Raw genomic sequence first — 12814 nt, forward strand, 5'->3', positions numbered from 1 at the left:
GGGCGGCAGGTGGCCTAGCTGGACCCCTCGGGGTGCAGAAGGGCGTTCAGCGCGTTCAGATCGTCGGCGCCCGCGTCCAGCAGCAGGGTTTCCAGGGCGCGGTAATGCTGCAGCACCTTCCGGCCGGTTTCCGTGACCGTGGCTCCGCCGCCCTTGGGGCCGCCGCGGGCGCTGTCGATGACGGGCAGGGCGAAGGCGATGTTCATCTCCTCGACCAAGGTCCAGGCGCGCTTGTAGCTCATGCCCATCTCGCGCGCGGCGGCCGAGATCGAGCCGAGCCGCGCGATGCGCGACAGCAGTTCGGCCTTGCCCGGGCCCAGGATCAGCGGCGAATCGTATTCAAGCCGCAGCTTGATGCGCAGCCGGGGGCCGGTCTGTGTCATGCGTCGCCTCATGTTCGTTATTCCCCGACAGCATAGCGCCTTGGCGGGCCGCCTGCAATTTGCAGGCTGCGAAAAGACGCGTTCCGCGACGGAACATCGCCGCATGCTTGCCGGGACGCGCGTCGCGCCTATTCTGCCCCCGAACCAAGAGGAGGCCCGCCATGTCCGCAAACGATATCGTCATCCTGTCCGGCGCCCGCACCGCCATCGGCACCTTCGGGGGCAGCCTTGCCGCCATCCCGCCGATCCAGCTGGCCGCCACCGTCACCCGCGCCGCGCTGGAACGTGCGGGCGTCGCCCCCGACCAGATCGGGCAGGTGGTCTTCGGCCACGTGATCAACACCGAACCGCGCGACATGTATCTGTCGCGCGTCGCCATGCTGGAGGCGGGCATCCCGCATACCACGCCTGCGATGAACGTGAACCGCCTCTGCGGATCGGGGGCGCAGGCCATCGTCTCGGCCACGCAGGCGCTGATGCTGGGGGATGCCGATTTCGCCATCGCGGGCGGTGCCGAAAGCATGAGCCGCTCGCCCTATGTCGTGCCCTCGGCCCGTTTCGGGGCCAAGATGGGCGATCAGGCGATGCTGGACATGATGACCGGCGCGCTGACCTGCCCGATGGGCACGGGGCATATGGGCGTCACGGCGGAAAACGTCGCCGCCGAACATGACATCACCCGCGAACAGCAGGACGACTTCGCGATGGAATCGCAGCGCCGTGCTGCGGCGGCCATCGCGGCGGGTCATTTCAAGGACCAGATCGTTCCGGTCGAGGTCAAGACCCGCAAGGGCATGGTCGCCTTCGACACCGACGAGCACCCCAAGGACACCAGCCTGGACAAGCTGGGCGGTCTGAAGGCGGTCTTCCAGAAGGGCGGGTCGGTCACGGCCGGCAATGCCAGTGGCATCAACGACGGTGCGGCGGCGCTGGTGCTGGCGCGGGCGGATGCGGCCGAACGCGCCGGTCTGAAACCGCGCGCCCGCATTCTGGGCTATGCCGTCGCAGGCGTCCGCCCCGAGGTGATGGGGATCGGCCCGATCCCCGCCGTCGAGGCGCTGATGAAGCAGACCGGCTTGAGTGCCGCCGATTTCGACGTCATCGAATCGAACGAGGCTTTTGCCGCCCAGGCTCTGGCCGTGAACAAGGGTCTGGGACTGGACCCCGCCCGCGTGAACCCCAACGGCGGCGCCATCGCGCTTGGGCACCCCGTGGGTGCCACCGGCGCGATCCTGATGGTCAAGGCGCTGGCGGAGCTGGAGCGGACTGGCAAGCGCACCGGCCTGATCACCATGTGCATCGGCGGCGGTCAGGGCATCGCCATCGCCATCCAGCGGGACTGACCTCAGACAAAAGCACGATACAGAATTGACACGTCGTGCAACCGGCCTGCGATGCGGGCCGGTTTTCTCTTGCCTATGTCACGGCCGCCGCCTCGACTGATCCAGACAAATCGAGGAGGAGACGAGGTGTCACAGGGAGTATTCTTCATCGCGGCGGCGCTGCCCGTCGCGATCGTTTTCGTTCTGCTGGTCGTCATGCGGCGATCGGCCAAGCTGGCGATGCTGGCGGCCTATCTGGTCACCGTGGCCTTGGCGCTGGTGCTGTGGGGGGCGCCCATCGCACGCATCGCCGGGGCCACGGTCAACGGGTTGGTGACGGCGGTGACGCTGCTCTATATCGTGTTCGGGGCCATCCTGCTGCTGTACACGGTGCAGGAATCCGGCGCGATCCGGACGATCCGGCGCGGCTTCACCGACATCTCGCCCGACCGGCGCATCCAGGCCATCATCATCGCCTGGATGTTCGGCTCGATGATCGAGGGCGCTTCGGGCTTCGGGACGCCTGCCGCCGTGGCGGCCCCGCTGCTGCTGGCCATCGGTTTTCCGGCAATGGCGGCGGTCATGGTCACGCTGATCATCCAATCGACGCCGGTGTCCTTCGGCGCGGTCGGCACGCCGATGCTGGTGGGCATCAATACCGGCCTGTCGAACAGCGAGGCGGTAGACACGGCCATCGCGCCGATGACGCTGGCGGAATACGGGCCGGTGGTGGCCGCTCAGGTGGCGCTGGTCCATGCGCTGGTCGGCGTGCTGATCCCGCTGCTGATGGTGGGGATGCTGACGCGGTTCTTCGGCGCCAGCCGCAGCTTTGCCGAGGGATTCCGCGCGTGGAAGTTCGCCATTTTCGCCGGGCTGGCCTTCACGCTGCCCTATCTGCTGGTGGCGAATGTCCTGGGCCCCGAGTTCCCCTCGTTGCTGGGTGGTCTGATCGGGCTGCTGATCGTGGTGCCCGCGGCGCGTGCGGGTTGGTTCCTGCCAAGCGACAGCTTCGATTTCCCGCCCCGCGATCAGTGGGAGGATGGCTGGCAGGGCAGCGTCCACCCCGAGGAGGCCGATCTTGGCCCGCAAGGCCGGCAGATCTCGCTGCTGACGGCATGGATGCCCTATGTCATCGTGGCGGTGCTGCTGGTCCTGACGCGGACCATCGCGCCCTTGAAGGCATGGCTGACGGGGCCGTCCACGACCATTGCGTTTCGTGACCTCTTCGGGTCGGGGATCAACGCCTCGGCGCAGTTTCTCTATGCGCCGGGCAGCGTGATGATCGTCGCCTCGCTGATCTCGGTCGCGCTGTTCCGGATGCGAGGGCGCGATTACAGTCGGGCCTGGGCGATCTCGGGCCGGACGATGCTGGCTGCCGCCCCGGCGCTGCTGCTGGCGGTGCCGATGGTGCAGGTTTTCATCAACTCGGGGTCGGACGGCATGCCGTCGATGCCGATCACGCTGGCGCAGGGGATGGCCGCCGCGACAGGCGCGACATGGCCGATCTTTGCGCCGGTGGTCGGCGCGCTTGGCGCCTTCATCGCCGGGTCGAACACGGTGTCGAACATGATGTTCTCGTTGTTTCAGTTCTCGACCGCCCAAGGCATCGGGCTGGACCTGGCGGGCATCACGGTCGTCGTCGTGCTGCAAGCGGTCGGCGGTGCGGCGGGCAACATGATCTGCGTGCACAATGTCGTGGCCGCATCCGCCACCGTCGGCCTGACCGACCGCGAGGGCGACCTGATCCGCAAGACGCTGATCACCATGGCCTATTACGTCGTGCAGGCCGGGCTGATCGGCATGGCGCTGATCGGCGGCGGATTGTGGTGGGCGGCTGCGGTGGTCTGGGCCGTCGTGGTCGTCGGCGCCATGCGCGCCAATCGCGCCCGCTGACATTGAAAAGGGCGGTCCGATCGGACCGCCCTTTTTCTGTGCAGGCAGTTGGGGTGCGACCCGCTCTGCCCGAACTGGAAACGGACCGCCCAGATCTGGCGGCCCGCGAGTTCCACGGAGATGGTCCGGTTAGGGATGGAAACCCGTCCGGTCCCAATCAGGGTTTACGACCTTCGGGACTGCCCTCAGGCCACGGCCCCCCAGACTGTTCCGACACCTCTCTCCAATATCACTCTCGACACTGGACCACCTCCTTTCAAAAGTTTGCCGTTATGGGTTGAGGTTGCCACAGATCCAGATTCTGTCAATCAGCTTTTGTCCGCGTTGCGCAACAAATTGCGGACGATCAGCCGGAAGGGCACAAGGGCCAGTAGCGCCAGACCAAGTTTGACCAACCAATCGGCAACTGCCAGCGAAACCCACAGGGCGGTGACCGGACCTTGGCCAAGCAGCGGAACGGCCTCGGAGGACCAGCCGGTATTGACGTCATGGGGCAGGAAGGCCGCGAAGGCGATTCCGAAGAACAGCACCGTGTCCAGCGCCGATCCGATCAGCGTCGAGGCCAGCGGCGCACGCCACCAGCGCCCCGCCCGCAGGCGGTCGAAGACGGCGATGTCGACCCACTGCGCCACCAGGAAGGCCGTCCCCGAGGCGATGGCGATGCGCAGGGTCGTCGCATCCAGCAGTGCTGCGACCAACGAACAGATGACACCCACGACGAAACCGGCCATCACCACCCGACGCGCGGCGGATGCGCCGTGGACGCGGTTCATCACGTCGGTGACCAGGAAGGCCAGCGGATAGGTGAAGGCGCCCCATGTCAGCCAGTCGGCGACGGTGAACTGCACGAGGATGTTCGAGGCCACGACGATGGCGGCCATGGCAAGGATGCCGGGCAGAAAGCGGGTCATGCGGAATTTCCGTTTTTGCAAGGTTGCGGAAGAACTCGGCCCATGGCGGCATGGGCAGCGGGTGCCATAAGCGCCCGCAGCCGGTCTTGTCAATTTGCGACGGTGTCGTCCTCGCGCAGGCGGTATTCCACGATCTCGGTCCGCTGGACGAACAGGAAGTTGTCGTCCGATACCATGGTCAGCCGTGTTCCCGTTCCGTCATCCCAGACCGACAGGCCTTCCAGGTTGTCGTATTGCAGCGGTTTGGTCTGAAGCAGGATCTGGTCGTCCTGCGCGCCATCGGGGGTCAGATGCATCCGCCGGACGCGCGACGAAAACCCCAAAATCCCGTGGAAATCACGTTCAAGCAGATAGAACCAGCCGTCCGGCCCGAAATCCGCGCCTACCGGCAGCCAGCGCGGGTCGCGGCGGATGGTCGAATATTCGGACCATTCCCGATCGGCATAGGAGAGGACGGTAAAGGGCGTGGTCTCATCCTCGGATTCCTCGGGGATGGCGATGACGGTGCCGTCGGGGCGGATTGCCAATGCCTCGAGACCGGCGTTCTTGCCCATGCCGGGCAGTTCGGGCGGGGGCGGCAGGGTGACGGCGGGGCGGTCGGGGTCGTCATAGCGCGCGATGCGGTCGAACCCTTCGAAGCTGACCCAGATGTCGCCGCGGCTGCCGATAGCCAACCCCTCGCTGTCGCCGATATAGCCGGGCGGCAGCGGCTTGCCCTTGCTGTCCTGCAGATGCGCGCGTCCGGCCACCACCATGTCGCGCACGATGCCGCGTGGGTCGCGTTGGACGCGACCCCAGTAAAGATGCGCGCGATCGGACAGGACGTGGAACTCGCTGCCGTCGGGGCTGATCTCGATTCCGGAAAAGCCGCCGAAGCTGGCCTCGGGGCGCGACCAGACATAGGTGCCCACGTAATCAAGAACCGCGCCTGCATCGGCAGGCGCGGCGAACAGCAGCGACGTCAGGATGGCGCTTAGCGCGCGGTGCCGATGATCTGGCATTGGCGCGGCATCTCGGCCAGCCGATAGCTGCGGGGGTGGCGATAGTTCGGATTGCCCGGCCCGGCCTTGGGACGCGACGAGGGATTGGCGCGATAGGCCAGCTCCTGCGCCGCCGCGCCGCAGCCGTTGTCGTTGCCCGACAGCACCGCGACCGGAGCGGCCGTATTGGTGCAGCCGCGGTTGCCCGCGGGGCAGTTCAGGCGGACGTGGAAGTGATAGTCGTGGTTGGGCGTCGGGCGCAGCTTCTGCAACCAGGACCCGCGATTGCCATTGGCCTTGCACATCGCATCCTTGATGGCCGCGTCCAGGAAGATGCGGTCGACGCGCGGGTCCATCGCCGCCGATTGGATCAGCGCCGCATGCGACGGCGTCCAATGCCCCGACAGGCCCAGACCGTTCGACGCCACGACCGAGACCGAGGAGATGTTCTCGCGCTGCTGACGGCTGAGGGACAGGCTTTGGGGTTTCAGCATCCAGATGTCGGCATCCAGCCCCATCTGGTGACTGGCATGGCCGGTCAGCATCGGGCCGCCGCGCGGCTGGCTCATGTCGCCGATATAAAGGCCGTTCCAGCCCATCTTGGTGGCGGCCTGCGACAGGCCCATCAGGAAGTTGACCAGCTCGGGGTGGCCCCAGTTGCGGTTGCGCGACAGGCGCATGGATTGCCAGGTCGGGCCGCTTTCCGGCATCTGGACGCCGCCGTTGAAGCAGCCTTTGCTGTAGGTGCCGAAGGCGGCGGGGGTGCCGCCCGTGGGGCCGGGGACGTGGCCGAAGACGTCCTTGGCAAGCGATTGGGCGGCGGCGGGCATTGCCAGACCGATCAGAATGGCGGCGGTGGTCAGTGTCTTGCGGATCACGGGTATGGCTCTCCTTCCGGGTTGACCCACCGTAACAGAACCAGCGCGACAAGAAAGATCACGATCAGCGGAAGAAACCCGATGCGCTGGCTGCCGCTGAGATCGGTGGTCACCGCGATCAGGAAGGGTGCCAGAAAGGCCGTGGCCTTGCCCGACAGCGCATAAAGGCCAAAGCCCTCGGTCGCGCGTTCTGGGGTGGTGTGGCGCACCATCATCGTGCGGCTGGCGGCCTGCAGCGCGCCGCCCGCACCGCCGATGACCGCCCCGCAGATGAAGAACAGCAGGTCAGGCACGCGCAGGCCCGCCAGCACCGGATCGGCGGGCACGGCCATGCCGAAGATGGTGCTGCGGTCCATGCCCACCAGCAGCGTGCAGACCGCCGTCAGCGCCAGGATGCAGATGGCGATGACACGCCGCGGACCGAAGCGGCGGTCGGCCCGCCCGCCCAGCCAGCTGATCCCCGCCGCCGAAATGGCGCTGACCACCCCGAAGATCCCCGCCAGAAACACCGGCCAGCCCAGCACCGTCCCCGCATAGACCCCGCCAAAGCCGTAAAGCGCGTTCAGCGCATCGCGCGACAGCATCGACGAGATCAGCCAGTTTCTCAGGCTGTCGCGATGCCCCAGGCTGCGCACCAGCGCCCAGAGGTCGCGCAGGGCCGGACGGATTCGGATGGGCCGCGCCTCCCCCTGCGGGTCGCGCACCCACAGGAAGAAGGGCAGCATGAAGACGACATACCAGATGGCGGTGAAGGGGCCGACGAAGCGCGTCCCTTCGCGCAGGGCCGGGTCCAATCCGAAGAGCGGCGGGATGCCCGCCAGCGTCCGGCCGCTCGGCGTTTCGGCGAACAGCGCCAGCATCACCGCCAGCGAGACGACGCCGCCCAGGTATCCGAAGGCGAAGCCCGAGCCGGAAAGGCGGCCGATCTCGGCCCGGGGGGCCAGGGACGGCAGCATGGCATTGGTGAAGATGGTCGCGAATTCGACCCCGATCAGCCCGATGCCGAACAGCACCACGGCCTGGATCAGCGCGGGCTGCGTGGGCATCAGGAACCACAGCCCCGCCGATCCCACCACATAAAGCCCCGAGAACAGCCAGACCCATGGCATCCTGCGCCCCGAGCTGTCGGCGATGGCCCCCAGCACCGGTGCCAGCAGGGCGATAATGACGCCTGCCACCGACAGCCCGTATCCCCACAGCGCCTGCGCATTGGCCCCCGCAAGGCCCGCGCTGTCGCCCATAGTGATGAAGTGGCGGCGCGCGACCTCGGCGAAATAGATGGAAAAGACAAAGGTCAGCAGCAACGTGTGAAACGGCTGGCTGGCCCAGTCAAAGAACCACCACCCCCAGATGCGCTTGCGGTTCATCGCGTCCCCCTGTCCCGTGCCGGTGTTCCGGCTTGGGGACATAAGGCCCCCGACGCGTCAGACTAGCAAGGAAAGTTTCGCGTCCTCGGGGATGGCGGGAGGCCAGGGGCGTTCGGCATCCGCCGCGATCCAGGCGGTGATCCATTCGGGCAGGGCGGGGCTTTCCATGTCGTGACCCAGGGCGCGCACGACCTCGGCCGGGGGGACGATGCCCTTGGCCGAGGTGACGGCGCTGCGGATCAGCACCTGGTTGCAGCATTCGCCGCCCTTCCACATCGACTGCTCCATATAGACGAAGCGGTGATCCCAGCCCACCATCCGCGACAGCATGGTGAAGCGGTCGAAGGCCCGGATGCGCCGACGATAGCGGGTCGAGTTCCCGGCCACCGTGATCCCCCAGTTATTGGCACGCAGGACCGGGATCATCCCCGTGCGCCGCGCCAGCGGGATGCGCCCCAGGTCGAACAGCGTCAGGGTGCGACCGTTGTTCAGTTCGATCCAGGGGTCCAGGTCCCAGGGCCAGCAGATATGGGTGGAGACATGCGTGCCGGTCGGCGGCAGGGCGGGGGCGTTGCGGAATTTCAGCAGCTCTTTGGCGAAGCGGATCAGCGGATACATGCGGGGCCTTTCATTTGCCCCTTTGCGTGGCCCCGGATCGCGATGTCGTCAACCCGGACGCGGCGGCATGGGGTCGCAGCCGCTTGCGTCCTGCGGGCCGGACACGCATACAGGGGCCGAATTGCCAACCAGACAAGCCAACACCACGGGAAGGACGCGACGATGGGAACGCTGTACGAGGCGCTGCAACTGATCTTGCAGGTTCTGTGGTTCATCATGATCGTCCACATCATCATGTCCTGGTTGATCAACTTCCAGGTCCTGAACCTGCGCCAGCCGCTGGTCGCCCAGATCTGGGACGGGCTGAACCGCTTGTTGGAGCCGATCTATTCCCCCATCCGCCGCCGCCTGCCCGATATGGGCGGGCTGGACCTTGCCCCGCTGATCGTCTTCATCGCGATCATCATCGCGCAGCGGGCTTTGGCCAACAACGCGGGCTTCTTCTACGGCGCATGATGGCACGGGATCTGGCATCGGATGATCTGCTGCGCCAGGTCTGGGGCTTTGACGGCTTCAGGCCCGGTCAGCAGGAGATTGTCGAGGCCGTGGCCGGCGGGCGTGACGTCCTGGCCATCATGCCCACGGGTGGCGGCAAGTCGCTGTGCTTCCAGCTGCCCGCGCTGATGCGCGACGGGGTGACGGTGGTGATCTCGCCGTTGATCGCCTTGATGCGGGACCAGGTGCGCGCCCTGCGTGCGGCGGGGGTCAATGCAGGCGCCCTGACCAGCGGCAATACCGACGCCGAAACCGATGCCGTCTTTCAGGCCTTGCAGGCCGGAGAGATGAAGCTGCTCTATATGGCGCCGGAAAGGCTGGCCTCGGGCGGGACGGTGAATCTGCTGCGTCGCGCCAATGTCACCGCCATCGCCGTCGACGAGGCGCATTGCGTCAGCCAGTGGGGCCACGACTTCCGCCCCGATTACCTGCGCATCGGGGAATTGAAGCGCACGCTGGACGTGCCTCTGGCGGCCTTTACCGCCACTGCCGATGTGGAGACCCGGGCCGAGATCGTCACCCGCCTGTTCGACGGGCAGGAACCCGTGACCTTCCTGCGCGGCTTCGACCGCCCGAACATCCGGCTGGCCTTTCAGCCCAAGAACAGCCCGCGCAAGCAGGTGACATCCTATGTCGAGGGCCGTCGCGGTCAGTCGGGCATCATCTATTGCGGGTCGCGCGCCCGCACTGAAACGCTGGCGCAGGCGCTGCGCGACGAAGGCCATCCCGCCATCGCCTATCACGCGGGCATGGACGCCGATCATCGCCGCGAGGCGGAAGGACGCTTTCAGCGCGAGGATGGGCTGATCGTCGTGGCGACCGTCGCCTTCGGCATGGGCATCGACAAGCCCGACATCCGTTGGGTGGTTCATGCCGATCTGCCCAAAAGCATCGAGAGCTATTACCAGGAGATCGGCCGCGCGGGTCGCGATGGCGATCCGGCGGATACGCTGACCCTCTATGGTCCCGACGACATCCGCCTGCGACGGACACAGGTTGACGAAGGCTTGGCCGATCCCGCCCGCAAGACCGCCGATCACGCCCGCCTGAACGCCCTGCTGGGTCTGGCCGAGGCGACCGGCTGCCGCCGCCGCCGCCTGCTGGCCTATTTCGGTGAGGAGATGGCGCAGGATTGCGGCAATTGCGACCTGTGCCAGACCCCGCCCAAGCTGTTCGATGGCACGATGGCCGTCAGGAAGGCGCTGTCCGCGATCATCCGCACCGGGGAATGGTTCGGCAGCGGTCATCTGATCGACGTGCTGACCGGCAACCAGACCGAGAAGGTCCGCGAACGCGGCCACGACCAGCTGCCCACCTTTGGGGTTGGCAAGGATTTCGGCAAGGGCCAGTGGCAGGCGATCTTCCGGCAGATGATGGGGCTGGACCTCTGCCGCCCCGATCCCGAACGCCACGGCGCGCTGCATCTGACCGAGGCCGCCCATCCCATCCTGCGCGGAGATGAGACCGTCACCCTGCGCCAGGACACGACGCAGGGGACCAAGGGCGCGAACGTGTTGCGCACCCAGGTCTCGGAGGAGGACGAGCCTCTGCTGTCCGCCCTGAAAGCCAAGCGACGGGCGCTGGCCGAGGCGGCGCGCGTGCCCGCCTATGTCATCTTCCCCGACCGCACCCTGATCGAGATGGCCGAACGTCGGCCCCAGAACATCGACCAGATGGCGGGGATCAGCGGCGTCGGTGCCAAGAAGCTGGAAAGCTATGGCCAGCAGTTCCTCTCGGTCATCGCGGGCGATCAGCCGCAGATGCATCCGGCCCGCCGTGCGCTGGCGGGGCGCCCCGAGGGACAGCTGTTCGACCGGCTGCAGGAAGAACAGCTGCGCCTGCAACGCGGCGAGGACGGCATCGACAAGCCCCTGTCCTGCACCACCCAACAGATCAAGCGCATCGCCGAACACAAGCCGCAGAACCTGGATGCCTTGGGGCGGTATCTGGACGAGGCGCGCCTGGACCGCTTCGGCGCGGCCTTCCTGGACCAGATTCTGGCCGATTGACCTGTAACGTTCCGGCCCCCCGCCGCGAAGTGTCAACCGAATGTGATGCACTGGAACGCCATAGCGTGCGTGGATGTGCAAAGATGCAGCGGGTCGCGCCCTCGCGCCCGTCAGATCCGGAGGATGACATGAAGCTGACCTGGTCCCAAGTAACCCCCAAGGCCATCTATATGGACCGCCGCAAGTTCATGGCGGCCGGTGCGGTCGCCCTTGCGGCCCCCGCGCTGATGGGTCGGCCCGCGCTGGCGCTGTCGGGCAAGCCCTCGCAATATTCGACCGATCAGGCCCCCAATACGCTGGAGGAGATCACCAGCTACAACAACTTCTATGAATTCGGGACCGGCAAGGAAGACCCCAAGCGCAATGCGGGCGCGCTGACCACCGCAGATTGGTCCGTGCAGATCGACGGCCTGGTCGATCGCCCCGGCAACTATGGCGTCGAAGATCTGGCCCCCGACAACGCATTGGAGGAACGCATCTATCGCCTGCGCTGTGTCGAGGCCTGGTCGATGGTCATTCCCTGGCTGGGCGTGCCCTTGGCATCCGTGCTGAACAAGGTGGGCGTCCAGCCCGCTGCGAAGTTCGTCGAGTTCGAGACCCTTGTCCGCCCCGACGAAATGGTCGGCCAGCAGCGGGCGATCCTCGACTGGCCTTATCGCGAAGGCCTGCGGTTGGATGAGGCGATGAACCCGCTGACCATTCTGGCGACGGGGCTTTATTCCGAGGTGCTGCCCAACCAGAATGGCGCGCCGATCCGTCTGGTGGTGCCGTGGAAATACGGCTTCAAGTCGATCAAGTCGATCGTGCGGATCAAGCTGACCGCCGAACAGCCGCTGAACACCTGGAAGCAGCTGCAGGCCTCCGAATACGGCTTCTATGCCAATGTGAACCCCAACGTCGATCACCCCCGCTGGAGCCAGGCGACCGAGCGCCGCGTCGGCGCGGGCCTGTTCGCGGGCCGGGAACCTACTCAGATGTTCAACGGCTATGGCGAGCAGGTCGCTCAGATGTATGCCGGTATGGACCTCTCGGTGAACTACTGATGATCGGGGCCATCAACGACATCCTGCGCCGCATCCCCGTCCCGGTCGTCTGGCTGGCGGGGGCGCTGCCCTTCGCGCTGCTGCTGTGGGATACCTTCACTGGCGGCCTGGGGGCGGACCCCGTGCAGGCCATCGAGCATCGGCTGGGGCGCACCGCGCTCTACCTGCTGGTGGCGGGACTGGCGGTCACGCCCCTGCTGAGGCTGACCGGCATTTCGCTGATGCGGTTCCGTCGTGCGCTTGGGGTGCTGTGCTTTGCCTATGCGCTGCCTCATGTTCTGTCGTGGGTTGTCATGGATATGGGGTTCCTTTGGGCACAGATGGGGCAGGACATCCTGAAGCGCCGCTACCTTCTGTTCGGAATGGGGGCCTTCGTCATGCTGCTGCCGCTGGCGATCACCTCGAACAACCTCTCGATCCGGCGCATGGGCGGGCAGGCGTGGCGCAAGCTGCACAAGCTGGTCTATCCCGCAGCCCTGCTGGTCGGCCTGCACTGGGTCTGGGCCGTGAAGGTCACCGAACGGGAGCCCTTCTTCTGGCTGTTTGCGATTCTGGTGATTCTAGCGTCGCGGCTTGTGATTCGACGTCGCGTGGCATGGGGCCGTGTTTTGGGGCGGGTTTGAATTCGTTATATTACAGTCGGTTACACGTTAGTTTCGGGTCTTTTCACAAAACTTACAAAAACCTGCTTGCGTCTGTCTGAGCCTTTGCCTAAACACCGCTTCACCGAAGGCGGGAACGCTGGAGGGGCCGGGCAGGCGGCGCTGGAAGGCGCGGTTGACCGGGGAGAAATTCTGGTTCGGATTGTCTGGAGCGGGCGTCGATTGATTGGCGCTTCTCTGGTGATTTTGTTCCTCTGCTTTTTGACATTGATAGTTTATCTGAAGAGATATGTGGGCGGTCTGGTTGTCTAAC

13 protein-coding genes are annotated in these 12814 nt (G+C 66.0%); 6 read left to right on the top strand and 7 right to left on the bottom strand.

Annotated features, from left to right (window positions below):
- Positions 1–14: 14 nt before the first annotated feature.
- Complete coding sequence (locus tag DDE75_RS15570; protein WP_108503287.1) at positions 15–383, bottom strand: winged helix-turn-helix domain-containing protein; 369 nt, start codon at positions 381–383, stop codon at positions 15–17.
- A 161-nt stretch (positions 384–544) separates the two neighbouring features.
- Between DDE75_RS15570 and DDE75_RS15575 the strand changes: the two genes are divergently transcribed.
- Together DDE75_RS15575 and DDE75_RS15580 are read left to right on the top strand one after the other, a co-directional pair.
- Positions 545–1726, top strand: a complete 1182-nt coding sequence (locus DDE75_RS15575) for an acetyl-CoA C-acyltransferase family protein (protein WP_108503288.1) — start codon at positions 545–547, stop codon at positions 1724–1726.
- 126 nt (positions 1727–1852) lie between these two features.
- Positions 1853–3598 carry an L-lactate permease gene (locus DDE75_RS15580; protein WP_108503289.1) on the top strand — a complete coding sequence of 582 codons (1746 nt, stop codon included), beginning with the start codon at positions 1853–1855 and terminating at the stop codon, positions 3596–3598.
- Between the two features lie 308 nt (positions 3599–3906).
- Here DDE75_RS15580 and DDE75_RS15585 read toward each other — a convergent pair whose 3' ends face one another.
- The 5 genes from DDE75_RS15585 to DDE75_RS15605 form a co-directional block, all read right to left on the bottom strand.
- On the bottom strand, positions 3907–4509 hold the full coding sequence (locus DDE75_RS15585) for a queuosine precursor transporter (protein ID WP_108503290.1): 603 nt from the start codon (positions 4507–4509) through the stop codon (positions 3907–3909).
- Positions 4510–4598: 89 nt separating this feature from the next.
- Positions 4599–5510: an esterase-like activity of phytase family protein gene (locus DDE75_RS15590; RefSeq protein WP_108503291.1), complete on the bottom strand. Its 912-nt coding sequence runs from the start codon at positions 5508–5510 to the stop codon at positions 4599–4601.
- The gene (gene mepA / locus DDE75_RS15595; protein ID WP_108503292.1) at positions 5483–6367 is read right to left on the bottom strand and encodes a penicillin-insensitive murein endopeptidase; all 885 of its coding nucleotides are present in this window, start codon (positions 6365–6367) and stop codon (positions 5483–5485) included. Before mepA ends, DDE75_RS15590 begins: the two co-directional genes overlap by 28 nt.
- The gene (locus DDE75_RS15600; protein ID WP_108503319.1) at positions 6364–7734 is read right to left on the bottom strand and encodes an MFS transporter; all 1371 of its coding nucleotides are present in this window, start codon (positions 7732–7734) and stop codon (positions 6364–6366) included. The genes mepA and DDE75_RS15600 overlap by 4 nt, the downstream gene beginning before the upstream one ends.
- Positions 7735–7791: 57 nt before the next feature.
- Complete coding sequence (locus DDE75_RS15605; protein ID WP_108503293.1) at positions 7792–8352, bottom strand: acyl-CoA thioesterase; 561 nt, start codon at positions 8350–8352, stop codon at positions 7792–7794.
- A gap of 162 nt (positions 8353–8514) precedes the next feature.
- Here DDE75_RS15605 and DDE75_RS15610 point away from each other — a divergent pair, with 162 nt between their 5' ends.
- The 4 genes from DDE75_RS15610 (at position 8515) to DDE75_RS15625 (ending at position 12522) form a co-directional block, all read left to right on the top strand.
- Positions 8515–8808: a YggT family protein gene (locus DDE75_RS15610; protein ID WP_072297573.1), complete on the top strand. Its 294-nt coding sequence runs from the start codon at positions 8515–8517 to the stop codon at positions 8806–8808.
- On the top strand, positions 8808–10856 hold the full coding sequence (recQ, locus tag DDE75_RS15615) for a DNA helicase RecQ (protein WP_108503320.1): 2049 nt from the start codon (positions 8808–8810) through the stop codon (positions 10854–10856). Before DDE75_RS15610 ends, recQ begins: the two co-directional genes overlap by 1 nt.
- A gap of 128 nt (positions 10857–10984) precedes the next feature.
- On the top strand, positions 10985–11899 hold the full coding sequence (gene msrP, locus DDE75_RS15620) for a protein-methionine-sulfoxide reductase catalytic subunit MsrP (protein WP_108503294.1): 915 nt from the start codon (positions 10985–10987) through the stop codon (positions 11897–11899).
- Entirely contained in the window at positions 11899–12522 is a 624-nt protein-coding gene (locus tag DDE75_RS15625) for a protein-methionine-sulfoxide reductase heme-binding subunit MsrQ (RefSeq protein ID WP_108503295.1), read from the top strand. Before msrP ends, DDE75_RS15625 begins: the two co-directional genes overlap by 1 nt.
- Positions 12523–12549: 27 nt before the next feature.
- Here the strand turns inward: DDE75_RS15625 and DDE75_RS17540 are convergent.
- The coding region (locus tag DDE75_RS17540) for a hypothetical protein (RefSeq protein ID WP_211659367.1) at positions 12550–12814 on the bottom strand (265 nt) is incomplete at its 5' end.

The organism is Paracoccus indicus, assembly GCF_003056335.1.
GTDB classification, from domain to species: domain Bacteria; phylum Pseudomonadota; class Alphaproteobacteria; order Rhodobacterales; family Rhodobacteraceae; genus Paracoccus; species Paracoccus indicus.

Coding starts and splice junctions, on each gene's coding strand:
- DDE75_RS15570 (WP_108503287.1), bottom strand. CDS start 383: ATGACACAGACCGGCCCCCGGCTGCGCATCAAGCTGCGGCTTGAATAC.
- DDE75_RS15575 (WP_108503288.1), top strand. CDS start 545: ATGTCCGCAAACGATATCGTCATCCTGTCCGGCGCCCGCACCGCCATC.
- DDE75_RS15585 (WP_108503290.1), bottom strand. CDS start 4,509: ATGACCCGCTTTCTGCCCGGCATCCTTGCCATGGCCGCCATCGTCGTG.
- DDE75_RS15590 (WP_108503291.1), bottom strand. CDS start 5,510: ATGCCAGATCATCGGCACCGCGCGCTAAGCGCCATCCTGACGTCGCTG.
- DDE75_RS15600 (WP_108503319.1), bottom strand. CDS start 7,734: ATGAACCGCAAGCGCATCTGGGGGTGGTGGTTCTTTGACTGGGCCAGC.
- DDE75_RS15605 (WP_108503293.1), bottom strand. CDS start 8,352: ATGTATCCGCTGATCCGCTTCGCCAAAGAGCTGCTGAAATTCCGCAAC.
- DDE75_RS15610 (WP_072297573.1), top strand. CDS start 8,515: ATGGGAACGCTGTACGAGGCGCTGCAACTGATCTTGCAGGTTCTGTGG.
- recQ (WP_108503320.1), top strand. CDS start 8,808: ATGGCACGGGATCTGGCATCGGATGATCTGCTGCGCCAGGTCTGGGGC.
- msrP (WP_108503294.1), top strand. CDS start 10,985: ATGAAGCTGACCTGGTCCCAAGTAACCCCCAAGGCCATCTATATGGAC.
- DDE75_RS15625 (WP_108503295.1), top strand. CDS start 11,899: ATGATCGGGGCCATCAACGACATCCTGCGCCGCATCCCCGTCCCGGTC.